Here is a 25,792-nt window from a genome sequence, read left to right as displayed (position 1 = left end):
GCGATCATTCCTAACCTCTTGCCTTTGAGTTTATTATTGTTTCCAGTCCGTCCACTACAGATGCAGCGGCCCCGGGACGGGCGAAAGATAAAGCCGCATCCCGCATTTCATTCAGATTATTGGGGCTGGCAATCAGCCCGATAATTGTTTCCGCAAGTTTTTCTCCGCTGAGTTCATTCTGCGGGATAATCTTTGCAGCACCTATTTCAGCCAGTCTTTTAGCGTTACTGGTCTGATGGTCATGGGTGGCGTGGGGAAAAGGTATGAAAACAGCCGGTTTTCCCGCCGCCGAAATTTCAAAAACCGTTGATGCTCCGGACCTGCATATTACGAGAGCCGCTTCCGCATAAGCTTCAGCCATATTGTGGATGAAAGGCTGAACACAGTCCGGATTATATCCGGCGGCTTCGTATGCCTTGCGCACTTTCTGCAGATCGTTTTTTCCGGTCTGGTGGAAAAGTTTAATTCCTGCTTTTTTCAGAAGCGCTAGAGCATCTACAACAGCTTCGTTTATTGCTGAGGCGCCCTGACTTCCGCCAAAGACCAGAACCGTTGATCCCGGTTTATGTTGCGCACATTCCACAATTTCTTTTCGTACCGGGTTACCGGTAAGCATCACTTTTTCAGAAGGAAATGCTCCTTCCTTATCCTCAAATGAGGCAAAAACTTTTTTAACAAAGCGTCCGAGAACCTTATTGGTCACTCCGGGAACACTGTTCTGCTCATGTATTGCGCAGGGAATGCCAAGCATTGCTCCGCCAAGGACCGGGCAGAAGCCTGCGTAGCCGCCGAAACCTATGACGGCTTCAGGTTTGAAGCGGAGCAGTTCAAGCACGGACATGAAAAGTCCGCCAGCTATCCAGAAACTTGAAAGTAGTTTCCTGATGCCGCCACCAACAATTCCTTTTGCAGGCAGTCCCTTAAATTTAATTCCGGCACGTTCGACCATTTCCCTTTCAGGGCCTTTACCCCCCAGAAAGAGAATTTCACATTGCGGATAGCGGTCCGTCAGCTCACGGGCCACTGCAATGGCGGGGAAAACATGCCCGCCGGTTCCGCCTGTGGTCAGAACGATTCTATTCATACTTTGCCCCTTGAAAGATTGAGCAGAACTCCTGTGCAGAGACAGGAAATCATAAGGCTCGATCCTCCATAACTGACAAACGGCATCGGAACTCCCTTGGGAGGTACTGTTCCCATGACAACCGCAAGATTCAGAAAAAATCCGAGAGCCAGAATAAGTACCATGCCATAGGCTGTGAACTTATCCTGAAGTTCTTCCTGCGCCAGAGCTATCTTAAATCCCCGGTAGAGCAGAAGTCCTATAATGAGAAAAATTGCCAGCACGCCGATAAATCCAAGTTCTTCCCCTACAACCGCCATAATGAAGTCATTGTGTGCTTCCGGAAGGAAAAACAGCTTCTGCTTTCCAGCTCCAAGTCCTTCTCCGAAAAAATGCCCGGAACCGAAGGCATAAAGGGACTGGACAAGCTGGTAGCCCTCATTTTTTGCACTTTTGAAGGGGTCCAGAAAGGCTGTCATACGTTTTAAACGGTATGGTGAGCTTGTGATAAGCATGTATCCGGCACCACCGGCAAAAATGAGAGAGGTGAGCAGATAACTTATTCTGGTCCCGCCTACAAGGCTCATGAAAAATAAAAGCATTGCAATAAAAACAGATCCGCCGAAATCAGGTTGGAGCATAAGCAGCAGACACAGCATTCCGGTTATTGCAAATGGCGGCAGAAAGCCGACACTGAAAGTTTTTACTTTATCCTGCTTCTGGGAAAAGAAGTAAGCTAGGTAAAGGACAAGCGCAGGTTTGGCGAATTCCAGAGGCTGAAGTCTCAGTGGCCCGAGTGCCAGCCAGCGTTTTGCTCCACCGGCGTTAACGGCAAGTGGAGTGAAATCACATAGGATAAGCAGCAGGAACGCTCCAATAAGCCATATATAAACCAGATTGTAGAAAAACTTTTTTGAGACTCTGGAGCTGAAAAACATCAGCACCAGACCGCCGACGAGAAAAACAGCCTGTTTTTTGAAGAACAGGTATTTGTCGTCAAAATAGCGTTCAGCCATGATTCCACTGGCGGAAAGAACCATCATCAGTCCGAAAAAGGCCAGCAGCAGAGCCGCTGCCATGAACCAGTAATCCGGGCGCGCGGTATTTTCATCAAGCTTTGTTTTTCTGCTGTTCATGAAAGTTCCTCCATGATTCTTTTGAAATCATCGCCTCTGGCCGCATAGCTTTTGTAAGCATCAAAACTTGCTGTTGCCGGGGAAAGAAGTATTGTGTCCCCGCAATTTGCAGTGGAGAAAAGTTTCCTGACTGCATCCTCAAGTTTTTCATTCCATGAAGTGGGAAATTCTTTTTTAAGTGGTGTTTCAAAATATTCTCTGCCCGCACCGAACAGACCGACTTCAACAACTTTGCCCTGCATGGAAGGTATAATTGTTGTGACATCTCCTCCCTTGAAATGACCTCCGAGAAGGAGTCTCACCGGGCTTGAACAACTGTTTAAAGCTGCACAGACAGCATCAAGATTTGTAGCTTTGGAGTCGTCAATAAATTTTACACCGTTGACAGTTCCCAAGTATTCAATGCGATGCGGTTTACCCTTAAATTCTCTGACTGCTTTCATGAACAGTTCGGAAGTTACGCCGAATTTAGCCGTGGCAAGCATGGCTGCGTGCATATTTCCACGGTTATGCGGTCCGGGAAGATTGGGAATTTCTTCCACTGAGTCATTATTGAAATACTTTATTTCAGCCCCGGTAAAATTGCGGCTGCCAAGCATTGGCTTCATTTCTTCCGCTATAATGGCGAGATCGTCAGCAGTCTGTTTTTTGAAAATATTAAGCTTGGCCTCGGTATATTCTTCCATATCGAGATGGTAATCGAGATGGTTGGCGGAAATGTTCAGCAGTATTGCTGCATCAGGACTGAAATTATAGCAGTTTTGCAACTGGAAGCTGGAAACTTCAAGAACCAGCACATCCGAGCGTTTATCCTGCAATAGGTGTTCACAAAGTGGGGTGCCTATGTTGCCACCGGTAAAGACGCTTTTCCCCGCGTATTCCAGAACATGACTTATGATGGAAGTCGTGGTTGTTTTTCCATTGGTTCCGGTAATCGCGATGATTGGTTCGTCTGTAAGGAACGAAGCAAGTTCAAGCTCTGAGATTATTTTTTCATCAGGAAATTCAGGCAGAAGCTCTTTTATCTTTCTGGAAGGAATTCCCGGGCTCAGGACTATAATATCAGCACCTTCAAATCCGGATGCGCTGAGTGGACCGGTCTTTAGCTGAGCATCAGCACCGAGTCCTTCGAGGATGTTTTCTTCAAGACTGGTGTTCTCGTCAACAATACGCACCTTCGCACCGAGCATGTGCAGCACTTTCGCTGCCGCAATACCGGAACGCCCGGCTCCGGCAATTACGCCGAACCGATCTTTAAAGATGTTTTTATTTGCTGATTGTTGAGCGAGTATGCTGGACATTCGTTACCTCAATTTAAGTGTGCTGAGGGCCATAAGGGCCATTAACAGGGAAAGAATCCAGAATCTGATGATAATTTTAGATTCAGGTATTCCCTTGAGTTCAAAGTGATGGTGAAGCGGAGCCATGCGGAAAATTCTTTTGCCTCCGCTGAATTTGAAATAGCTGACCTGCAAAATTACCGAGAGTGTCTCGAAGACAAAAACTCCGCCGACTATTGTCAGCAGAAGTTCCTGTTTCGCAAGAACGGAAATAAAACCGAGAACGCCTCCCAGACTTAGTGAGCCGACATCTCCCATAAATATCTGCGCCGGATAGGCGTTGTACCAGAGGAATCCCAGCCCGGCTCCGACCAGAGCTCCGCAGAAAACGGTAACTTCTCCGACTCCGGGAACATGGGTTACTTTCAGATAACCGGCCATTTCCGAGTGTCCTGCAACATAAATGAAAAGAGCAAAACATCCGGCTCCGACTATCATGGGACCTATAGCCAGTCCGTCAAGACCGTCCGTGAGGTTAACGCCGTTTGACGAGCCGACCAGAACGAATATGGCAAATGGCAGATAGAACCAGCCCAGATCAGGGTTGATGTTCTTGAAAAACGGGACAGATAAAGTTGTTGAGTAGGCCGGCTCCATGATGAGCAGTGATACCGCTATTCCGGCCACCAGAAGCTGTCCTCCGAGTTTGGCCGCAGGAGAAAGTCCTTTATTGCGTTTTTTGACAACTTTTATGTAGTCATCAACAAAGCCGACAACGCCGAACCCTGTAAAAACAAACATGGTCAGCCAGACGTAAATATTTGTAAGATCGGCCCAGAGCAGAGTGGAGCACATAACCGCCATGCCGATGATAAGGCCGCCCATGGTAGGCGTTCCGGCTTTGCACTGGTGCTGAGGTCCATCTTCACGGATATACTGACCGCATTTGATTTTTTGCAGCCATCTGATGAGCATAGGCCCTAAAACTATGGTCAGCACAAGTGCTGTCAGCAGGGCGTATATGGAGCGGAAGGTAATGTATCTGAATACATTGAAAGCTCCCAGTTGTGCGCTTAAGGGTACCAGGAAATGGTAGATCATTTTACGGCTCCCGAGGTTTCTTTGTTAAGCTCGTTTGATAAAGCCGCGTGGTACTCTTCCATATGGCATGAGCGCGAACCTTTGAACAGGACCACGGCATCACAGAGGCCGAGTTCCCTTATTCCGGTTATGAATTCAGAAGGAGTATTTACCGGAACTAAAGTTGAGCCGTTGGTTGTTGACGCCACGTCATCATAGTGACGTCCGAAGAAAAATGTTGCTTCAGGAGCCGCCTGAGCTATCTGTTTTCCAAGATCAACATGAGCCCTGACCGCATCTGCGCCAAGTTCGAGCATGTCACCCAGAACCAGCACAAAAGGTCTGCTTTCAGCCATTTTTCTGGCTGTTTCTATAGCCTTTTTCATGGAAAGAGGATTGGCGTTGTATGTGTCGTCAATAAGAGTCCAGCGACCTTTGTTGCTGCAGCAGAACCTCTGTCTGGGCAGGGTAACTGTCTCAAGGGCCTTAAATGTTTCCGCTGGGGAGAATCCGGCTTTTGAGACAGCGCAGGCCACTGCTGCGGCATCCTCAGCCAGATGTGATCCACAGCCGGGCAGAATTATCTCGGCTGACTCACCTTTAATATTCAGCAGAAATTTTCCTCTTCCGTCCGGGAGTGCTTCAAGAAGAGTGCAGTAATAATCAGCAGAGCTGTCCTGCGATGAAAATGTAACCGGTTCGGGTACAATTTCTTTTGCCGCATTCAAGAGAAGCTCATAATCCTTGCAGCAGAGGGCTTCGCCATTTGGTTGCAGGTATTTGAATATGGAAGCTTTTTCTCTGGCAATATTTTCAAGACTTCCCAGACCTTCGATATGGGCCGGACCGATGTTATGAACTACCGCGATATCCGGTTGGGCTACGGAACCAAGTTCCGCCATGTCACCGGGATGGCTGATGCCGAGTTCCACAACCCAGAAATCCTCTTCGCCGCTGGCTTCCAGCATTGAGCAGGGGAGTCCTATCTGGTTGTTCAGGTTCATAAAATTTTTATGAACGCTGTACTTCTCTGAAAGCACCTGAGAAAGCATCTCTTTTACCGTGGTTTTACCGGCAGAACCTGTCACGGCGATAACTTCGGCTTTTGAGCGGGAACGCCAGTAAGTGGCGAGAAGTCCAAGGGCATGGACTGTATTTTTTACCATTATTGCAGGTTTATCTTCCAGTTCGGGCATGAATTTGGAAACCACAACAGCACTTGCGCCGCTTTCAAGAGCTGAAAGGGCGAAGTTGTGGCCATCGAAATTTTCCCCTTCGAGGCAGAAAAAAACATCTCCTTTTTTTACCAGACGACTGTCAATTCGGATTTGAGTCACTTCTGTGGTCTCAGCAGAAGGAATTTCGTGTCCGCCTCGGAGCTGCTCTTCTATTTCGCTTAGAGTCAGTTTCAAGCGTAAATCTCCCCTAAAGCTTTCGTAACTTCTTCAGAGTCACTGAAAGGATGCTTGGTGGTGCCGACAATCTGATAAGTTTCATGGCCCTTGCCTGCTATCAGCAGCACATCATTGCTGTTCATTATTTCAACAGCTTTTCTGATGGCCTTTGAACGGTCTACTTCCTCTATTACTTCGGTGCAGGAGGAAAGCCCCGGTCTGATATCATCAAGAATTGCTTCGGGATTTTCAGTTCTCGGATTGTCTGACGTCATAACTGCAATGTCTGTTTTGGAACATACGGCTTTACCCATTAACGGCCGTTTTGTGCGGTCTCTATCTCCTCCGCAGCCGAAAACAGTGATAACCCGTTCAAAGTCGAGTTCGTTCAGAGTTGAAAGGACATTGTCCAGAGCATCAGGAGTATGTGCATAATCAACAAAAATATTCAGTCCCTTGTCATTACGGACTCTTTCGAGTCTTCCGGGGACACCGTGGAATGAAGAAAATTTCTTCATGTCTTCAGCTGTAAGTCCGAAGAACAGTCCTACTCCCTGCGCAGCAAGCAGGTTTGAACCGTTATGTCTGCCGATGAGGTCTGAATCCAGTTCCCAGCTTTGACCCTTGTAAGTCATCTTCAAGTGCAGGCCGTTACCGGTGCAGGAAAGCATTTCTCCATGAAGCTGGTCGGCTTTGCTTTCGTAAGGATCTGTAAGTCCGAATCCTGTGGCCGGGGAGTAGTCTTCAAGAAGTCTTTTGCCGTAGGGATCATCGTAATTGATTACGGCCTGCTTGCCTTCACGGGGACAGCTTTTAAAGAGCAGGGATTTTGCCTCAAAATATGATTCCATATCACCGTGGTAATCCAGATGGTCCTGAGTGACGTTTGTCAGCACAGCGCAATCGAATTCTATACCGGCGGCCCTGTTCTGGTGCAGAGCATGAGAAGAAACTTCCATTACGGCTACATCCACGCCGTCTGCTTCCATTTTTGCAATGTAGCTGTGCAGGGTCCAGCAGTCCGGTGTTGTCAGCGGAGCGTCAATTTTAAATCCGGGCCAGCGGTAAGCCACGGTGCCAAGCACTCCAACTTTCATCCCGGCGCTGCTTAAAAGATGTTCAATCAGATAAGAAACAGTTGTCTTGCCGTTAGTCCCGGTTATTCCAACAACTTTAAGTTTAAGTCTGTCCGTTTTAAAATATGCTCTGGCAAGTTCACCGAGAGCCGCGGCCGGATCAGGGTGGCGGATAACTTCAGCTTCGCATTCTTTTATTTCTGCGCATGTCAGTATATAGGCTGCGCCTTTTTCCACGGCCTGCGGAATAAAGTCGGCTCCATTCTGTTTTGGTCCGGGAATGGCAACAAAAATATCACCCGGTTCCACTTTTCTGGAGTCGGTGCGCACATTTACTTTGTCTGCGCTTAATTGAAGAAGTTTCTTCCAGCCTTTTTCATCAAACATCTACAAATCGCCTTGTGTCATTCTTAAAATTTAAGAAAGCCAGAGAGTTATTTTATCTCCTGCCTTCTGAGGCCATTCTTTTCCGGCCTCCGGCAGTTGTTTATTTACAGTCATTCCCTTTCCACGGATTTGTGGAACAAAACCTTTACGAACCAGTACTTCCACAGCTCTGCGCAGTGGCATTCCCGTCAGGTCGGGCATTGTTTTGCCTGCCGCCAGAATTGACGGGTCGGCAGCTTTAACAGCCTGTCTAGGCATAGGCTTTTTACCCAGAGCGGCCAGAACAGGGTCAGAGTGTTTTTCCTCGCCCTCCGGCAGCCTTCCGAAGTATGCCAGTGAACGGACCATAATCTGTTTCACTGCCGGTGCTGCAACAACCCCTCCGTAATGATTCGGTCTCGGGTCATCAACCATGACAACAACCAGATACTGCGGATTATCTCCGGGAATCATTCCGACAAATGATGCCAGATGTTCCTGTCCGTATCCTCTGCCGTTGCGGGTTGCTTTCTGAGCTGTCCCGGTTTTTCCGGCTACGGTTATTCCGGGAATTCTGGCCCGCTGTCCTGTTCCATCCAGCTGGACTACTTCCCGCATCATGGAAAGAACGGTGTCTGCCGTTTTTTCACTGAACAGTCTTCTGGGCGTTGTCTTTTGCTGGTCCTCGTCAATGATCAGCCTTAAAGGTTTTACAACCCCTTTGTTGGCAATGCACAAAAAGGCTTTCGCCATTTGCACTGCCGTTACTCCTATTCCCTGACCGAAAGAGGCTGCGGCAAGATCGAATTCATTCCATTGTGAAGGAGGTCTTATTGAGCCGTCCCTTTCTCCCGGAACTCCTAAATCAGTCGAACTTCCGAAGCCTATGTCTTTTAAAAAATAGTAATAATTCTGAACACCAAGCTCCATGCCAATCTTTGCACTGCCGATATTGCTTGAGTATCTCAGAATTTTATGCGCCGGCAGCCAGTGATAGCGATGCGTGTCTCTGATGTACTGTCCGTTGATTTTCCATCTTCCACCTTCGCAGTCATAAAGCTTTTCAGGGGTGATCACTCCATGCTCAAGGGCTGCCGCAAAAAGTACCGGTTTCATTGTTGAACCCGGTTCAACGACATCAAGAACCGCATGGTCACGCCATATTTTAGGCGAACTTTTGCGGAACGTGTTCGGGTTGAAACGCGGGCAGTTAGCCATAGCGAGTATGTCTCCGCTGGCAACATCAACAACAACAGCAGAACCCCATCTGCCGCTGTTCTTCTTAACCGCTTCCACCAGAGCATTTTCAGTAATAGCCTGAAGATGCGCGTCAATTGTCAGCCGGACATCTTCTCCTCTGGTGTTCACTTCATGTCCTGATGCATCAAGGTAGAGCCTTCTTCCCGATGCATCACGCTGAACAACAAACTGGGCTTTCTTACCGGTCAGCCTGAAGTTCATTTTCTTTTCAATACCTTCAAGACCTTTTCCATCAACCCCGACAAAACCGATCAGCTGTCCGGCAAGGTGGTTGTTTGGATATAATCTTGCAAATTCTTTGGTCAGATAAACACCTGGAAGATCGGCCTGTCTGATTTTTGCGGCGACACGGTCATCAACCTGACGTTTTATCCAGATAAAATTTCGTTTACTCGAAAGCTTTTTGCGCAGAGTACTGCGTGAAATTCCTACAATCTCTGAAAGTTTAGCTGCCGTATCGTTGACATTGACCACTTTTACAGGGCGCAGATAAACAGACTCGGCTTCAACACTGGTTGCGAGAAGGTTGCCGTTGCGGTCGTATATCCGTCCGCGTTCGCCTCGCTGAAGCTCCGCAGCAAGATGCTGCCGCAAAGCGAGTTGGCGCAGCTCCGGTCCCTGATAAAGTTGAAGCCACGCAGCTCTTCCAAGAAGAGCCGTCCAGATGATGGCGAAAAGGACCATGATGAACAGCAGCTTTAAACTGCTTGATTTCATGCTCTGTTTCTTTTTCTTAGCCATCAGATCTGCTCCTGCCTTTGTCTATTCGGGCGAATTTTTTGACGCCCCTTTACGTGGTTTTCTTATCTGCCCCTGAGAGGCCGGTCCGTAGCCATATTCTTTGGCCAGTTTTCTCAGTCTCAGCGGTGATAAGAGATTGTCTCTTTCAACTTCCAGTTTCGTGGCGAGAGCCTTTTTTTCATTAAGCTCTCTTTCCATGCGTCTGAATTCGTAAGCCTTGTCCACACGTTCTATATTGAGCCAGACTGAAACAAGACCCAGAATCAGAGCGGTTATGACCATAACCGTCATGGTCAGGGCTATATTTTTATTGTCTGATTCTCCCTGTCTTTTTTCAGCCATCAATTCTTTCCGCCACTCTCAGTTTTGCGCTACGGCTGCGCGGATTGTTTTCAAGCTCTTCTTCTCCGGGAAGCTGAGGCTTTTTAGTGAGAACTTTAAGCCTTGCTTTTTTGCCGCAGGTACATATCGGCTGCCTCGGAGGACAGGTGCACTCGCGAGCTTCTTCCCTGAAAGATCTTTTAACGACCCGGTCTTCCAGCGAGTGGAAGGAAATAATTGCAACCCTTGCTCCCGGATTCAGTCTTTCCGGAATAAGTCTCAAAAATTCGGAAAGCTCATCCAGCTCTGAGTTGACTGCTATCCGAAGTCCCTGAAAAGTCTTGGTTGCCGGGTGATTGCGGGATTGAGCCCTGCGTTTTGCCGGATAAGCCTTTTCAACGATCGAAGCCAGTTCCAGAGTCGTTTCAATCTTTTTTTCTTCTCTGGCTTTGATGATGGCCTTAACAATTCTCGGGGCCATCGGTTCTTCGCCGTAAAGTCTCAATATTCTGGTTAGGTCCGAGAAAGACCCCTTGTTAACCAGAGTTGATGCCGGAGGCATGCCCCCGGAAGGGTCCATGCGCATATCCAGCGGTCCGTCTTTAATAAAGCTGAAACCTCTGGCAGCTTCATCCAGATGGAGTGATGATACTCCGAGGTCCAGAACAACTCCGTCAATTTTATCCCAGCCAAGTTCGTCAAGAGCGGCTTCAAAATGGCTGAAAGCCAGATGAAACCGGTTTGCCCGTTCGCCGAAGGGTGCCAGTCTGACACCAGCCAGTTCTAGGGCTTCCTCATCTCTGTCCAATCCGACAAGCTGGCAGTCAGGACCGCCTGCTTCAAGTATTGCGGAACTATGCCCGCCCATACCTAAAGTACCGTCCAGATACCTGCCTCCACTTTTTGGATTAAGCCACTGGATTATTTCATTTAAAAGAACAGAGGTATGAATCCTTGCCGGATCCGTATTTTTGTTTTCCATAAATATCAGGCCCCGGAGTTTCATTTTAGGGGGAGAATCTCCAGAAGGTCCGGTGGTTTGTGTAATAAAGTTTCAAGTGGTTGAATCGACAACATCGATTAAGTACCGTATGGCAAAGCGGAGAGGAGGATCAGCTTAGAAGGGGAGATCCACTCCAGCCTGCGACAGTTCATCGGATACGTCGTTGAAATCCTGAGTAAGCAGCTCTTCGTAAGCTCTCTTATCCCAAATTTCGAAACGATCTCCGACACCGGCAAGGACAACGTCCTTTTCAAGCTTTCCGCTTTTGCGCAGATGGGAGGGGATGGTGATGCGGCCCTGTTTATCGAGGGTCAGGTCTTCAGAACCGGATATGGTAATGCGGATGAAATTCCTAAGGCTGCGGCTGGGATTCTTGATAGCAGAAAGCTGTTTTTCAAGCTCATCCCAGTCAGGAGGAGTAAAACCAACGATATTGCCTTCAAAAATTGTCAGGGTCACGCGACCGTCCGGGGAGTCTTTATAGACTTGATCCCGGAACTCTGGTGTGAGCATCAGTCTGCCTTTCGGATCGAGACTGCGATGTACATGACCACGAAATTTCATTCATCTACCACCATATTACACGTTCTACCACCAATTCCCCCCGTCTCCCCACCTGTGTGGGAAAATAGTCGAAAAGTCAATACCCTTATTGTAAATTGACAGGTGAAATTATGTTTAAAACTGTTGAGGAAAATGTTCGTAATATGGGTAAAGAGCTGAATATATGAAAAATAATAGGACATAATTATGTTCATTATTTTTTTATGAAGATTCTGGAAAAATATTCTAAAAAATAAAAGGACCGTCCTTTAGAATACTTCACGAATGCAATTATGAATGATATAGGCAAAAGTGGATTTTGAATAAATTTGAGGTCTTTTCAAATGCGGGGCTGTAGGTACATTTTCTTTGTGTACTGCTAACATTCTGAAAAAACTAATCAAAATAGTCAGGTTTGCTGGTCAGAAAACGGAATTTCAATACAGGAAACGGTATGAACGCAAAAGCTAGGATGGAAGTCCCTGACGGGTTGAATGAAGAATATTATCAGATCAGTTCTGAAATTCTTCAAAGTTTCAATAAATTTAGGCCTCCATTGAATATATATTTATTCAAAGAGGATGTTGGCAGAATTTCCCCCTATTATAAAGTGGGTGAAAGACTGTCCAAGGAACAGATTGAAGAATTATCCCGTCTTGTTTCTGAAGGTTTGATTTTTGTTTCCAGAAGCGATCATCCTGTTTATGTAAAACATATTGCTTATCAGCTTGATCTTGTTCTTATTGATAAAAACCTTAAAGAAAGCGAAATTGCTGATATTTTTCTTGAAGCTTTAACTATGAAGCTTGGCGAATTTCTTGATCAGCCTGTGCCTGCTGTTTTTGAAAAGGTCTGGGTGGATTTGATGGTTCTCACCGAATACCTTTGGAATGATGTTTATCGGATCAGAGCACTGGCTAAAAGAATCCATACTGAACATTCTCTGCCCAACCATAGCGTTAATACCGGAATTTTAGGTCTGGCTACCTATATAAAAATGGAATCTGAGAATTTTTCAAAAAATCAGGTTGGAAGGGATCATTTCAACAGACTTACAGCCGGGTTGTTTCTCCATGATCTGGGAATGACCAAAATCCCGGCTTTTATACGTGATAAAGATAAACCGCTGACTCCTGACGAGCGTTCCAAGGTGGATAAACATCCTATGCTTGGTTATGAAATGCTTGCGAAACTTGATTTGAAATATCCCGAAATCGAGAAATGCGTTCTCGAACACCATGAGCGGCTGAACGGAAAAGGTTATCCCCAGAAGAAATCAGGCCGGGATATCAGTAAGATAGGCCGTCTTTGCGCCGCAGTTGATTCTTTTTGTGCTATGACGACCAAAAGGGCCTACGCAAAGACATATCCACCGGCTGAAGCCGCTATGATTTTAGGGCAAAGCAAGGAATATGACATTGAGGTGGTAAAAACTCTTCAAGCCTGGGCGCTGACTAAAAAGTAGACTTAAAAAAAATGTCCCGCTTTCAAAGTTTGAAAACGGGACATTTGCTTTTATTTCATTACACTAGATCGCGGGTCAGTTCCTGATAGATATCACTAACTATGACAACCCCGATTACTTTTCCGCCTTCCTGAACCAGAGCCCACGGCTGACGTTTTTTACGGATCAGTTCCAGCACAACCAGCATAGGGTCTGTCGGCCTGAACATGGTGAAATTTTCATCAATATATTTTTCAAGAGGTTCATCAGCGCAAAGCACACCTGCCCTTTTGAATGCTTCATCCCAGTCAACATTTTCTGTGAGACTTAGTTCTTCGTCTTTGAAAACTCCATCCTGAATAGCTTTAAGCAGTGTCCATACGGAAACAACCCCTCTGGGATTTCCATTTTTTTTCAGGACAACAATAATACTGTTTTCCGGAGTCTCTTTCATGCTTTCGCGCAGCACGCGGATGGCTTCAGCAAGACTTGCGGATTCACTTACTGTTGCAAATTCTTCCCGCATCATGTCCCATGCCCTTTTTCTGAGCAGCATCTGCATCTCCTTAAGAATATTGGTGTGTTATTAAGTTTTAGTTAAAATCCCGTATACTGCTCTGAGCTGTTTCGGGCAACATTTTTATGCCCTGATCGGGTACCTGAATTATGAGCTATTCAAAATCAGCTAACAAAGGACCAATATGGATTCCTGCAACAACTGGATTTTTCATATAATTTTGAGATATCCGCCAGTATGCCTGATGCAGTTGCGGGGAAGTTATACCGTTTCTGACTGCGGAATAAGCCTCCATAAAAGCCGCCAGATGGTCACATAATTTAAGCAGCTCTCCATCCTTGGGGTCATAGCCGTCATCATTGTAACGGGAATTCAGTTCTTCAGAGGTTATCTTTTTAGTACATCCGTCAATTATGGCGGTAGCGTTGAATTCCGATCCTGTTTCCAATCCTAAAAAGTAGCTCAATCTGTCGGTTAAATCTGATTTCCCGTCATTTATGAGTGGGGCGATGATCTTGGTTTCCAATTCATCCTCTTCATATTCTTTGATGATGTCACCTATTGTCGGGTCGGATTTTTTAACCGGGGAGATAATATCTCTTGTCAGCAGCTCGGGCAGATCGTGGAACAGACCGCTGAAAAAATTATTTTGTCTGCGCAGGCGGCAGGCTCCGACTTCATGACTGAAGAACCATGCAAAAGTGGCGACAATGAAAACATGTCCCAGAACAGATGTTTCAGGTATTCTCGGTGTTTGTGACCATCTTGTCTGAAACCGCAGCCTTCCGCAGAGATCAGCAAATCTGCCCAACACCGTGTTTTCAGAATGGAGCAGGTCAGAAACTCCTGCAATGTCGGAAGATTTTTTAAGATTGTCCCTAAAGTTCTGTTCAATATCGTGAAGTTCTTCGTCCGGGTGGTTCAGATTTTTGAGGAGCTTGAATTCTGAATAGCTGGCATACATGTGTGCCGCCGAAAGTATCCGTCCGGAAAGTGATTCTTCGTGGCTGGTTAAATGATAATTACTGAGTTTTTCCCAGAACTCGCGTCCAAGGGGCATAAGCCGTGGGCGCAGCTGCTCAAGCACCCACATTGTTAATTTATGGTAGTGGTCTTTATTGGCTTTTATTCTATAGAATACAGGAGGTTTTATGTCTGTTATGACCATCCTGAACAGATAATCGAATATTCCGCCTTCAATTATTTCGTTGCCCAGTTCAATCCGCTCGCGCGCTCCAAGCTCTTTGCTGTTAAGCATAAAGAGCAGCCAAGCTGCGATCATTTTATGGGCCTGCTTGTCAACTTCTACAAGTTCCATTGGACGGAGCTTGTCATTCCAGCGTTTCATAAAAGAACCGGAAAAAATCAGCTGTAAAAGGCTTTTTCTGATGTATGGCATGCCTGCTCCGTTATTTGAATATGAAAATTGTTAAGTTGTTGTTCTAAGCTCGTCCATTCTCAGTGAATTATTATAGATGTTCAGTTGCGGGCATTGGGCCTGCGCTGGTAAAAATTGGGTCATTTCTGGTGGCTCAGGACAAATTTCAGCCATTTTTTCGCAAAGATAGTCAGCAGGGTTTTCGATAAGTTTTTTGCTGACAACGAGTGGACGGCAGAAAATTTCTCCCCAGTTTGTGGAGTACACGGCGTTAATGCTGTCTATCTGACTCTGTTCTCTGGGAGAAGTCATGTTTACAATAAAAAAGACTTTTAACATCCTTTCTTGATTAAGCATTTCCTCAATCGGAGTGTCAAACGTTTCTTTATATGGAAAAAAGTCACACAGGGAGTTCAGCAGCTCTTTAATATCACGTTTGCGGACAGGAGCTGACGACATATCCGTTTTAATCACCATTTCCGGCTGGTAAAGCCTGTTCAGGGCAAACCATGTCAAAATACTCAGAAGATTTTTGTCTGCACTAACATCGGTAAGCAGATTTCTGGCCCCGGTTGGGTCCGGGTATTCACCCTGCAGAATCCATTTTCCGATATCAGAGCGTGAAAGCTGGATTGAAGTGAAGAAATCTTTTTTATCACCGGGAAGCAGCAGTCTGGTTATCTTGTGTCTGCGATCAACAAAAGTTGCGGAAATTTTGCGCCCGAGTTTAGTTATATCTTCCGGACTGATAAGTGTTTTTAAACTGTCATCCTGTTTTTTATTAACTCTGCCGTAAGTTTCAATCATGAAAAGGTTGATTTTCTGACCCAGATTGAGAACAGAGCTGAATTCCGTGAAAACATTATCAGAATCTGTCTTTGCACCTGCCGTTCCCTGAGTATCGTTAACAGTGAAATTAAGAAGTTCTCTTTCTTCGCTTCTGATTGGCTGTTTTTCTACTCTGTTAGCGGATAGCATCCCTGATTTTAGCTTAAGAGACATTCCCGCCAGCCAGACGTTTTCCGGCAGACCCTGTCTGGAATAGAAGTCGGCAATTTCCTTATACAAAAGCATATACGGATCGACCCTATCCAGTTCTTGATGTCCTTCAAGGATATTGCGCTTTATTGTTTCACACAAAAGCGGTTTTTTATCGCCGGCGGTATAACGTTCAAGCAGACCGAATTTCATGATTGATTTGAAGGGGCTTTTGATCCCTTTTACAATCTGCCAGAGTGCCGCACCAAAAAATTCTTCACCGGGAATACGCGGAACATGCCCGAGGTCGACTGCGGCATCTTTGCCGAGCTGATTTCGGGTAAGCGAAGCATACTCACGATAGGTCCTGTCGTCTGCTTCCGGTGGAACAAACCACCAGAGTGGCGGCTTACCTGCAACGAGCAGGGCTGAACGATAAAATTCTTCCTTAAGGATCGCTCCCTGAGCAGAACCGGAACTTTCAGCATCGCTCATGCCGAAGTTGTTATTGCGGACATCGGCTACATCCATAAGGAAAAAGTGAATTTCAACATTTAGCTGCTGCATGGCCCATTCTTCAAGAAGCTGGAAGCGTGATTCGAGCCATTTCCTTTTTACAGTGTCCACCTCTGACAGATTACAGCATATCCAGTAATCAATGTCGGAGCCTGCACTTTGAGACATTGTTCCGACACTGCCGATGGTAAGAATCGTTTCAATTACAACAGGATTTTTACCAGCTTTGCCGGGAATCAGATCAGGAAAGTAATCTTCACTTAAATTCAAAACTTCGCGCACAGGCTGGTATCCGGCAACGATAGTTCTTACCGGAGGATTTTTCATTTCAAAAAATTGTTCAAGTATATCGGTGTGCAGAAGATAGGGGATAAGCAGAAAGAGGTCTCTTGCTTTTGGTTCAAATTTTTCAAGAGCCCATGATATTCTGCGCGAATTATTGGCTGCAAATTTTTGGAGTCTTCGTTTGATATCCCTGTTTTCCAGCCAGCTTCTTACGGTCTTAGTGATCAGTTCATTAACTTTTTTATTTTGAAAAGAGGGTGGTTTTATGGGAGCTCCATCCTGCTCCCTTTTATCAAAAAGCTTTATAAATCTGGTTGATTCTGCTCCTAAAAGCACCGCTGACTGTGAGTCTACAGAGTCTGCAAGGCATCCTGTAGAGCAGCATTCAGTAAAAGTGGAACTTGCCACCTTACTTTTAACGAAAATAGTATCTTCAAGAATTGTATGCCTGTATTCAATGCCGGATTGTACACAGAGCTGAATTCTGGCCCGGCTTAGATCACAGGCGTCAAAGCTCGTGCGTAAATGCCTGCTGTCGTGCAGAAAAATATCTTTCAGAGAGCTGGCTTTGATAAGGGTCTCAATGAAGTATGATTTTGAAGTAACGCTTCTGTCAAAGCTGCATCCTTCCACTGTACAGCGTAGAAAAACAGTCTTATCGAATCTTGAAGCATCCATGTTGCAGGATTCAAATTCGCAGTCGGTGAAGCGGCAGTCGCTGAAAACTGCTTCATCGAAGGTGCAGGATTTAAAAACGCAGAAGCTGAAGTCACACCCATAAATATGGGATTCCCTGAAATCTGAAGCAGTGAAACTGCAATCTGTAAAATGCAGCTCGGACAAACCGCATTTCCAGCGGTTAATACGATTAATTTTCTGGTTTATGAATTTTTCATCACGGTATATTTCAAGGGCGGAATGGTCATCGTTTTTAGTCGCTTTTCCAAATATCCTGCGGAACCCTTTGGCTTTACCGGTCTGTTCCACATTTATTACTATCGGGTTGCCCGATTTTAAAAAGTCTGCACCCGGCTTTTCCAGCCCTTCCAGTTCTTCTGTTTCTTCAGGAATTTCAAGCGGTCTGGCTTTTATTACATTTTTTAAGGCTGTTACAGCTTCGGCTGTTTCCGCATCTTCCAAGTTCTCATTATTAAGTATTTTATCTAAATGTAATTCAGCTCCACCGGGGTCAACCTCTGATATGAGCGTAAAAACAGCCGCAATGATAGTCTTATGCAGCTGGGGATCAATTTTTTTTAAAAATGTTTTAACTGAGATAAGGTCAAGGTGCGGGAGTCTGTTTATAATTGAAGCCCTGAGCTTAGGTTCTTTTACAAACAGCTCGGCAAGGAAAACAGGGGTTTTTTCTGTTTTAAATCTGGCTAGCAGTTGAATGGCTTTGGCACTTAAAAAAGGTGTCGGCGAGACTGTCTGGGGTATTAATGCCTTGCTGATCATTTCAGCCGGGGCTGAAGCTATTCTGTCCAGAGCTTCCAGAACTGATCTCATACAGCGGACGTCGCCAGATTTTAGATGAATGCTGAGCGCCTCTATCAGTTCATGGTCAGTGTAAGGCGGGATGGACTCGGCAAAGGTGATAATCTCTTCCATTGATTCAGGGAGATTAAGAGCTTTGGAGCACTGCTCACCGTACGCACCGGTCATAAACGCATCAATGAGAGCAAAAGGAATGCGTTCATTTTTAGCCGCGGAATCTTTGAGAAACAAAGCTGCCTTATCCGCCGGCATCTTTGAAGCTTTTGAAATGAGACTTAGAGCTGGATTAACTTTTGACGGTTCTCCGTTGGAGAGCAGCATCAGTATACCTGAAACAGCCAGAGCGTCTTTTTCCGGTAGTTCTTCCAGCCAGAGCTGAATTTCATTTTCAGAAATTTTAGCCTCAGCCAGTATTCTGGCTGTAAGCAGGAAACCGAATTTTCCGTACTTCATCAGCAGGTTAAGACAGATTGCCGGCAGAGAACCTTCTTCAATAAGACTTACAGACGCAGGGCAACTGTCCTCACGATCCTGTTCCAGAAGACTGCGGACGAGGCTGTAGACAAGGACTGCGGATTTTGTACTCAAAGTTTTGCGGCCCTCATTTTCATCAAGAGCCTGCATATACTTATGAATTTTTGAAACTAATTCCGGAGTCTGCCTTTTATCAGGCAGGCTGAGTGTCCGCCTGCGTAATTCTTTTAAAAATTTATCTTCTGCTGCCTGTTTAGTCATGCTGGTTATTCCCGCAAAAGTTGTACTTTTGCGGGATTTTTATCTGTATAATGATTATGCTGATTTGCTGAAAACGCAGACACATTCAATGTGCTGTGTATGTGGGAACATATCTACCGGAACAACCTTTGTTACTTCATATTTCCCTTTAAGCAGAGCCGCATCTCTGGCGAGGGTAGCCGGATTGCAGGAAACATATATGATTTTTTCCGCTCCTGCTGTGGATACTTCATTGAGAGTTGTTTTACTTACTCCGCGTCTGGGCGGATCCATTATGATGACATCCATTTCCGGTATTCCTGCCAGAACTGATTTACTTTTTTCAAGATTGGCGCAGCGGAACATACAGTTGCCAATGGAGTTGGACTTTGCATTGTCTGTGGCCATCAGAACCGCTTCCTCGGATAATTCAATGCCGAAAACATTTTTGACTTTGTCCGCGATGAAAAGGCCTATGCCGCCTGAGCCGCAGTAAAGGTCAACCACAGTTTCAGAACGGTCAAGTTTAAGCTGTTCTGCAACTGTTGAAAACAGAATTTCAGCTCCCCCGGTATTGGTCTGAAAGAATGCATTGGGAGTAATGGCATACTGAACACTGCTACCATCACTTCTCGACAGTTTTTCAATGATATGATCATCACCTTTAACGTCAACAATCCATTCACCTTCGGCAATATCGGTTTTGGCTTTTCTGGTGGAATGGGCAAAGGCTGTAACCTCGCCCTGTTCAATCAGAATATCTCCCAGTCTGGAGGATTCTTCATGAAATTTCTTTCCCGGACCGGTAATCAGATGAACCAGTATTTTACCAGTAGTCACTGACTTTCTTATTACAAGTCTGCGCCAGTAGCCGGTTTTTGAGTCGGAGAATGAAGGAATTTTACTGTCAGCACAGAATTTGCGCACAGTTTTAATTATATTCTCACTCTCAGCACCAAGCAGCGGACAATAATCAATATCAAGAACATCGGTATCACTGCCTTTACGCTTAAGGCCTACAACCAGATTTTCACCCTGTCCGGAAATAAAAAATTCCATTTTGTTGCGGTAGGACTCTGTCTGGGGTGAAGCTAAAGCATCACCGCACTGGTCAGTGATCTCAGATTCTACTTTTCCTATTCTGGAAAGTGTTTCTGCTGTCTGGCGACCTTTCCAGTATAACTGGGACCGGTAGTCCATATCCTGATGCTGGCATCCTCCGCATTTGTTGAAATGCTTACAGAAAGGCTGTGCTTCAATTTCAGCATGCTCTGTGACTTCAATAGATGTTGCTTTTGCAAATCTTTTTTTTACTTCGGTCAGTTCTGCTTTTACTTTTTGTCCCGGAACAGCATGATCCAGAAAGATTGTAAATCCGTTGTATCTGGCAATACCTTCTCCACCGAAAGCCAGTTTTTCAACTTCAAGTTCAAGAATTTGTCCTGATGTAAGATTCATTAATTAATCCATTTATCGGCAGGTTTGACAGTACGGTAAGCTGCCGAGTAAATACCGTACCCATGATTGATAAAGTAACAGCTGTTGAAACTGTAATTGAAAAGCTTCAAAAGCTTTCGGATGGACATTCCATTGATCTACGTTCATACAAAAGAGATCGTTCGCTTATATTTGTGAAGATTAATAATAGAGAGATATTGATTCTCGAAGATGGTTATGAAAAAAAGAAGCATATTGTGTCTCTTGATGTAATCCGCAGAAAATTGAAAAACCTGATTAAAAAGGAATTTCCACGCAGTCGGAAATTAAGATTATACAGCCTTGGGCAATTTGATGAAAGCCTGAAAGACAGAAAATTGAAAAAAATCTAGCGGCCACCGCCTTTTTCTTTCAGCCTTGTCCGTTGCTTTGTCCACTTTGTGATCTTAAAAAAAAACGGGTTGTAAGCTGAATCCAAATATTATTTCATGGAGAAATTTGTTGTGAAAAAAAATTTCATGATCGCTATCGTTCTTATCCTGTTTATTTTACCCGGGGCCGGATATGCCGCAGAATCTCAGGATTCAGATATAAATGCAACTATAACGACAAAGCAGACTCAGAATTCTTCAACCTTCCAGAATTACAAAGCTTCTGAGAGTTATTCCAATTCTTCAGTTGTAAAATCAGAAGCTGAAAATATCATTCCCGCTGATTATAAAGAAATAGGTTATGCCTCATGGTACGGTAAAAAATTTCACGGTAAAGTGACTGCCAGTGGTGAACCCTATGATATGGATAAACTTACAGCTGCACACAATTATCTTCCGCTTGGAGTGAAGGTTAAAGTTACCAACCTTTCCAATAAAAAAAGTGTGGTCGTCAGAATAAATGATCGCGGCCCCTTTGTTCCGGAGAGAATTATTGATCTTTCACGGGCAGCCGGTGAAAAAATCGGTATCCTTGAGCATGGTAAAACAAAGGTTAGAATTGAGGCCTATACCCCTGAACCTGAAACCGTTGCTCCGGTTGCAAAAATAATCCCGGCAGTAGCTGGTGATTTGTATGGAGCCTTTTATGTGCAGGTTGGAGCTTTCAAGGTTAAGAAAAACGCTGATTTTCTGATTGAACGGGTGGAGAAGGCAGGATTTTCAAACCATCGTCTGCTCAGGATTGTGAATGATAATTCTCAGGTTTTCAAAGTGCAGATAGGGATGTTCAAGTCACTTTCCAAGGCTAGAGAAGCTCTTGGCAAACTGGGTAAAGGATTTCCGGGATCTTTTGTTCTGGCTGATGTAATTCAGGAATAGACTTTTCACTCTATCGATTTTTAATTCATATAATCAATAAACAGGGGACAGTTTCTCGAAACTGTCCCCTGTTATTATCTGTAAGGTCTGCTTTCTGGATTATTTCATTTTATGTTCTGTCAGGTATGCGGAACATCTCAAGCTGACATTTTCTCTAATATTGTTGAAAAAGAAATCATAATCGTAACGGTGGTAAACTTCCTTTCCAAGCGACATGTTCAGCTGTGCAGCTATTTCAGCAGGTGGAGATGGAATTTCAAGCGCTCCCTCAGCATTTATTTTGGCCGCGGTGAAGTTTTTAATCCGCAGAGTTTTTTCCGGGCTTATGAAAATTTTTGCTCCCATATTTTTAGATGCCGGGACTTCGTCTGTAGTTGTTGTCCATGAAAGGGGATTTACACATGTTGCACCCTTGAACACTGTTGGAGATATTCCTCCGGGACCAATTGTATTCCAGCTTATGAGGCATCCTGTTTGATCAGGAGCTTCGCTGAGTTTGAGGCCAAGATCGTTTAAATCTGTTTTACTGAAGCTCCATCCGGGCATATAAGCTGCAACAAGTTTTTTATGGTCCAACAGCTGCGGTTCAGCCAGCAGAACCATTTGCAGAACATTTGAGCCCTGACTGTGGCTTGCCAGAATAAATGGCCGCCCCTGATTCAAGTTATTGAGATAGTATCTGAATGCACTGCTAATATCAGAGACAGGTATCTCCATATAGGGTTCTTTTTTTTCACTGCTCATTTTCATGACCGCAATATTCATCTGGCGGTATCTGGGAGCGAAGACATTGCAGGACTCTGAGAATGCGGCTGTGATCCAGTTTATTGTATCCCTGTCAGTGACCATGTTCAGATGTTCGTCTGCCAGATCGGCTATATAATTACCGTTTGCCGGAGGACCGTAAGTTGTAGGATGGACAAAGAAAACATCGACAGGATGAATGATCTTTTCAGTTTTAACAGACCAGTATCTGTCCTGCGAGTAGTCCGGTGATTTTGGAGCATGCATCATATTTTTTCCATGACATGCCGAGATAATAAAAACGGAAATGAAGATAATCCAAAGCCTTGCTGGTAATTTCATATCTGCTCCAGTTTTATATTTAATATAATTAATAATTATCTGTCTGAAACAGCAATTGTCAAATCATAATTATCTCGGACAATATTAGTATTTATAACACTTTATATAAAAGCGGAGCCGTATCAGTGATACAGCTCCGCAGGTTTTGCAGGAAATTAGTTCTAAATTATTTTACAAGATTTATTGCTTATCTCTGTCTTCGCTTTGTATTTCGATAACATCAGGATCATCATGCCTGCTGTCATTAGTCCAAGCCCTGAATTCCGTCTGCTGGTAGTGAACATGCACGTTCGGACTTTTCATCCATGACTGAAGATTGTCACGCAGCCAGTTTTTTATATATTTTCTTGTAAATGGTATCAGCAGCAGAATACCCATTGCGTCTGTAATAAAGCCCGGAGTGAGCAGAACAAGGCCTGCTCCGAAAATCATGAAGGCATCAAGAAGTTCTTCAGCCGGCATGCGTCCCTGATCCAGACTGAGTTTTACTTTCTGCATGGTTGCCGCTCCTTGGGAACGTGCCAGTGAAGCGCCGACAAAAGCACTTATCAAAACCAGAATAACTGTATTAAGGGTGCCGATAACTGATCCGACTTTTACCAGCAGATATATTTCCATAACCGGGATTATCGCGAAGGCGATAAATAGCTTTCCGAACATCTCTTACTCCGTGTTTGAATCCATCTTATCTTAACTCAGTCCCTCAAACATAAGCATTAATCCCATTATGACAAGCAGAACCATGACGACCTTTTTATAGGACTCTTCACTCACTCTGCCTGCGAGTCTGTTTCCTAAATAGACCCCGATCAGAACAAGGGGCAGTGAAGCCAGAAACAGTTTGAAAACGTAGAAAGTTGTAATCCCGCTTATCAGATGGCCTGCCGCTGCCATGGTTGCGGAGATAAGAAAAAAAGATGCCAGCGTGGCTTTGAAATCATTTTTCTTCCAGCCCATAAGGGACGAGTAGATAATTGTCGGTGGTCCCCCGGCACTTACGGAAGAAGCTATCACACCGGTGAAGAAACCTGCTACCGCACCCCATATCGGGCGCAGATTTAGTACCACAGGTCTTATAAAGAGGCAGTAGAGAGCGTAGAAAGTTACCAGCATTCCAAGCAGCAGGGTAATAATATGCCCGTCGACAAATTTAATTAGGAGCGTTCCGGCCAGAGTTCCGGGAATACAGCCAAGAATAAGCGGGATGATTTTTTTTATTCTTACATGGCAGCAGAGATTCAGAGTCATTTGCAGATTAATTAAAACTCCGCATAAAGTGCAAACTGCTACAGCTGTCTTGATATCAATAAAAAAAGCAAGAAGCGGCATTGCTATCAGGGCGGAGCCGAAACCGGTAAGCCCCTGTAAATAGCCTGCAATAAAAAGAATAATCGGTACAAAAATATAAACAGTCATAATAGGGATATTGGTCTGTCAGACAAAAGGAAAATTGTTGTGGTGGCAGCGTTCAGGATTTTTTAAGGGTAAGTCTATAGATGCCGGATTTTATTTCCGAGCTGGAAATAACCTCGGCTTTTCTTACTTTTGCTATGGAAGAGATCTGCTTTAACTGATTCTCGGCCGCATCAACCTCAAGAATTTCTCCTGAGGCCATTTCGCGAAGACGTGAACTCGTCTCCAAAAATCCGCTTCAGCAGTCTTGCCAGCATAAAATTGGTTGGTCGTTTTTCATGCTTTGTGCCGAAATTAAAAGGCCGGAGTTTTCACTCCGGCCCTTTGATCTATTTCTTGTTTTTCATTGCTTCCTGAAGCTTGTCTCCAAGAAGTCCGAATCCGCCGGAGTCTCCGAATGAAACAGAAGACTTCGGTTTGCCGGAGCCCCTCTTTTCTCTGGGAGCTTTCGGCTTTGAAGGTTTTGTGTATTCCTTCCAGTTGTCATCGGCTTCATTCTTTTCGCCTGTTCCGAGGGTCACTTTGCGGTTGGCAACATTGATCTCGGTAATAACGATGCTGACTTTGCTTCCGGGGATAAGAGCTTCAAGCTCATTTCTCTTTTCAGAAGCTGATACACGGGATTTAGGCAGAAGACCTGTTATTCCCGGAGCCAGATTGATGAAAATGCCGAATTCAGCTTTATTTTCAACTGTTCCCTCAACGGTGTCGCCAACTTTGAAAGAGTCGGCAACATCAAGCCACGGATCGCCTGCTGCATCTTTCATGCTCATAGCAATGCGGCGTTTTTCGGGATCAATTTCTTTTATCATTACAGCGACATCCTGACCGGGAGAGACTTCATCTTCAGGTTTGAGTACACGTTTAGTGTAGCTCATTTCACTGATGTGAACCAATCCTTCAATTCCCGGAGCTATTTCAACAAATACACCGAAATCGGCGCATCTGGAAACTTTACCGGTAATCTTGTCGCCTGCTGCGAATTTATCTCCGATGCTGTCCCAGGGATCTTCCTGAAGCTGCTTGAGAGAAAGTCCGATCTTAAGGCCCTTGCCGTCTTTGCGCTCTTCAATGGAGAGGATTTTGACTGTAACTTCATCACCGGTCTGAACGATATCTTCAGGACGGCTGTTGCGGCTCCAGCTCAGTTCGGAGACATGGATCATGCCTTCCACTCCGGGCACAAGTTCAACAAAAGCACCGAAGGGCATAAGCTTGGTAACTTTACCCTTGATTTCGGAATCCGGTTTTACTTCTGCAAGGAAGCTCTTGCGGGACTCTTCCTGTTCCTGCTCAAGGAGCACACGACGCGAAACGACTACGTTGCGTCCGTTTTCCTCAAACTTGATAACCTGAAAGTTAAAAGTAAGACCGACAAAATCTTCCGGGGTTTCAACGAAAGATGTATCTATCTGGCTGACCGGACAGAATACTTTGCGGTGCATCATTTCTACTCTGAAACCGCCTTTGCAGGTTTCAGCTACTTTGCCTTCCACCGGAAGCCTGCTGTCGAATGCTTCCTGCAGCATTTTTAGTCCACCAGCGCCTGACATGGCTTTGGAGAGGACTATTTCGCTGCCTGTGGCCTTGATAACGTAAAGTTCAACAGTGTCGCCTTCTTTGACACTGACTTCGCCGTTTTCATCGGTAAGTTCATCTATGCCCACCACGCCGTCAATTTTGGCACCTGTGTCAACAAACACAGAGTCTTTGGTGATGGAGATGACTGTACCTTTGATAAGGTCACCCACCTGAAGGTTGTCGTTGGAATCAGCCTCGTAGGCTTCGAACAGCTCGGCGAAGCTTTCTTCGCCATTGGTTTCCAAGTTGTTCTCGGACATTCTCAATACTCCTGGAGAAAAATTGGTCTGTAACTTAATCCATGGGGAATATGTCACAGACAGAGGGAACCTACCGGGAAAGGGCGCATTTTACAAACGATTTATGCATGATT

At 45.1% G+C, this 25,792-nt stretch carries 22 protein-coding genes; 3 read left to right on the top strand and 19 right to left on the bottom strand.

The features are described from left to right. Positions 1-10: 10 nt before the first annotated feature. The 10 genes from murG to G496_RS0117000 form a co-directional block, all read right to left on the bottom strand. On the bottom strand, positions 11-1,084 hold the full coding sequence (gene murG, locus G496_RS0117045; RefSeq protein WP_027180331.1) for an undecaprenyldiphospho-muramoylpentapeptide beta-N-acetylglucosaminyltransferase: 1,074 nt from the start codon (positions 1,082-1,084) through the stop codon (positions 11-13). Further along, positions 1,081-2,199, bottom strand: a complete 1,119-nt coding sequence (ftsW, locus tag G496_RS0117040; protein ID WP_027180330.1) for a putative lipid II flippase FtsW — start codon at positions 2,197-2,199, stop codon at positions 1,081-1,083. The genes murG and ftsW overlap by 4 nt, the downstream gene beginning before the upstream one ends. Next, on the bottom strand, positions 2,196-3,500 hold the full coding sequence (gene murD, locus G496_RS0117035; RefSeq protein ID WP_027180329.1) for a UDP-N-acetylmuramoyl-L-alanine--D-glutamate ligase: 1,305 nt from the start codon (positions 3,498-3,500) through the stop codon (positions 2,196-2,198). Before murD ends, ftsW begins: the two co-directional genes overlap by 4 nt. 3 nt (positions 3,501-3,503) lie before the next feature. Then, on the bottom strand, positions 3,504-4,580 hold the full coding sequence (mraY, locus tag G496_RS0117030) for a phospho-N-acetylmuramoyl-pentapeptide-transferase (protein WP_027180328.1): 1,077 nt from the start codon (positions 4,578-4,580) through the stop codon (positions 3,504-3,506). Then, positions 4,577-5,971, bottom strand: coding sequence for a UDP-N-acetylmuramoyl-tripeptide--D-alanyl-D-alanine ligase (locus tag G496_RS0117025; protein ID WP_027180327.1), 1,395 nt, complete (start codon positions 5,969-5,971; stop codon positions 4,577-4,579). The genes mraY and G496_RS0117025 overlap by 4 nt, the downstream gene beginning before the upstream one ends. Next, positions 5,968-7,416, bottom strand: a complete 1,449-nt coding sequence (locus G496_RS0117020; RefSeq protein ID WP_027180326.1) for a UDP-N-acetylmuramoyl-L-alanyl-D-glutamate--2,6-diaminopimelate ligase — start codon at positions 7,414-7,416, stop codon at positions 5,968-5,970. The genes G496_RS0117025 and G496_RS0117020 overlap by 4 nt, the downstream gene beginning before the upstream one ends. A 30-nt stretch (positions 7,417-7,446) precedes the next feature. Then, positions 7,447-9,396 carry a penicillin-binding transpeptidase domain-containing protein gene (locus G496_RS0117015; protein WP_027180325.1) on the bottom strand — a complete coding sequence of 650 codons (1,950 nt, stop codon included), beginning with the start codon at positions 9,394-9,396 and terminating at the stop codon, positions 7,447-7,449. Positions 9,397-9,417: 21 nt separating this feature from the next. Then, complete coding sequence (locus G496_RS0117010) at positions 9,418-9,738, bottom strand: hypothetical protein (RefSeq protein ID WP_034633722.1); 321 nt, start codon at positions 9,736-9,738, stop codon at positions 9,418-9,420. Further along, the gene (rsmH, locus tag G496_RS0117005; RefSeq protein ID WP_027180323.1) at positions 9,731-10,699 is read right to left on the bottom strand and encodes a 16S rRNA (cytosine(1402)-N(4))-methyltransferase RsmH; all 969 of its coding nucleotides are present in this window, start codon (positions 10,697-10,699) and stop codon (positions 9,731-9,733) included. The genes G496_RS0117010 and rsmH overlap by 8 nt, the downstream gene beginning before the upstream one ends. 135 nt (positions 10,700-10,834) lie before the next feature. Further along, on the bottom strand, positions 10,835-11,284 hold the full coding sequence (locus G496_RS0117000; RefSeq protein ID WP_027180322.1) for a division/cell wall cluster transcriptional repressor MraZ: 450 nt from the start codon (positions 11,282-11,284) through the stop codon (positions 10,835-10,837). A 433-nt stretch (positions 11,285-11,717) separates the two neighbouring features. Here G496_RS0117000 and G496_RS0116995 point away from each other — a divergent pair, with 433 nt between their 5' ends. Further along, positions 11,718-12,728, top strand: a complete 1,011-nt coding sequence (locus G496_RS0116995) for an HD-GYP domain-containing protein (RefSeq protein ID WP_027180321.1) — start codon at positions 11,718-11,720, stop codon at positions 12,726-12,728. A 58-nt stretch (positions 12,729-12,786) separates the two neighbouring features. Here the strand turns inward: G496_RS0116995 and G496_RS0116990 are convergent, their stop codons facing one another. The 4 genes from G496_RS0116990 to rlmD form a co-directional block, all read right to left on the bottom strand. Beyond that, positions 12,787-13,263, bottom strand: coding sequence for a CBS domain-containing protein (locus G496_RS0116990; protein ID WP_027180320.1), 477 nt, complete (start codon positions 13,261-13,263; stop codon positions 12,787-12,789). A 115-nt stretch (positions 13,264-13,378) separates the two neighbouring features. Next, positions 13,379-14,623, bottom strand: coding sequence for an HD domain-containing protein (locus G496_RS0116985; protein ID WP_027180319.1), 1,245 nt, complete (start codon positions 14,621-14,623; stop codon positions 13,379-13,381). Between the two features lie 30 nt (positions 14,624-14,653). Continuing rightward, complete coding sequence (locus tag G496_RS20220; RefSeq protein ID WP_051295126.1) at positions 14,654-18,613, bottom strand: class I adenylate cyclase; 3,960 nt, start codon at positions 18,611-18,613, stop codon at positions 14,654-14,656. A gap of 54 nt (positions 18,614-18,667) precedes the next feature. Beyond that, positions 18,668-20,050, bottom strand: a complete 1,383-nt coding sequence (rlmD, locus tag G496_RS0116975; RefSeq protein ID WP_027180318.1) for a 23S rRNA (uracil(1939)-C(5))-methyltransferase RlmD — start codon at positions 20,048-20,050, stop codon at positions 18,668-18,670. A 62-nt stretch (positions 20,051-20,112) separates the two neighbouring features. Here rlmD and G496_RS0116970 point away from each other — a divergent pair, with 62 nt between their 5' ends. Both G496_RS0116970 and G496_RS20215 read left to right on the top strand, forming a co-directional pair. Continuing rightward, the gene (locus G496_RS0116970; protein ID WP_027180317.1) at positions 20,113-20,421 is read left to right on the top strand and encodes a hypothetical protein; all 309 of its coding nucleotides are present in this window, start codon (positions 20,113-20,115) and stop codon (positions 20,419-20,421) included. 111 nt (positions 20,422-20,532) lie between these two features. Then, positions 20,533-21,339, top strand: coding sequence for a septal ring lytic transglycosylase RlpA family protein (locus tag G496_RS20215; protein ID WP_245577949.1), 807 nt, complete (start codon positions 20,533-20,535; stop codon positions 21,337-21,339). Positions 21,340-21,438: 99 nt separating this feature from the next. Here G496_RS20215 and G496_RS20210 read toward each other — a convergent pair whose 3' ends face one another. From G496_RS20210 to G496_RS0116940, 5 genes are all read right to left on the bottom strand, one after another. Beyond that, complete coding sequence (locus G496_RS20210; RefSeq protein WP_051295125.1) at positions 21,439-22,425, bottom strand: DUF3089 domain-containing protein; 987 nt, start codon at positions 22,423-22,425, stop codon at positions 21,439-21,441. A gap of 180 nt (positions 22,426-22,605) precedes the next feature. Next, positions 22,606-23,085: an FxsA family protein gene (locus G496_RS0116955; protein ID WP_027180315.1), complete on the bottom strand. Its 480-nt coding sequence runs from the start codon at positions 23,083-23,085 to the stop codon at positions 22,606-22,608. 30 nt (positions 23,086-23,115) lie between these two features. Next, positions 23,116-23,841 carry a sulfite exporter TauE/SafE family protein gene (locus G496_RS0116950; RefSeq protein WP_027180314.1) on the bottom strand — a complete coding sequence of 242 codons (726 nt, stop codon included), beginning with the start codon at positions 23,839-23,841 and terminating at the stop codon, positions 23,116-23,118. 52 nt (positions 23,842-23,893) lie between these two features. After that, positions 23,894-24,067, bottom strand: coding sequence for a sulfurtransferase TusA family protein (locus tag G496_RS21230; protein ID WP_156900690.1), 174 nt, complete (start codon positions 24,065-24,067; stop codon positions 23,894-23,896). A 100-nt stretch (positions 24,068-24,167) separates the two neighbouring features. Continuing rightward, positions 24,168-25,679 (bottom strand): 30S ribosomal protein S1, encoded by a 1,512-nt coding sequence (locus tag G496_RS0116940; protein WP_027180313.1) that lies wholly within the window; start codon positions 25,677-25,679, stop codon positions 24,168-24,170. Positions 25,680-25,792: the final 113 nt, after the last annotated feature.

This window comes from Maridesulfovibrio bastinii DSM 16055, from assembly GCF_000429985.1.
In the GTDB taxonomy this organism is placed as follows: domain Bacteria; phylum Desulfobacterota; class Desulfovibrionia; order Desulfovibrionales; family Desulfovibrionaceae; genus Maridesulfovibrio; species Maridesulfovibrio bastinii.
This window is presented reverse-complemented; position numbering and strand designations above follow the sequence as displayed.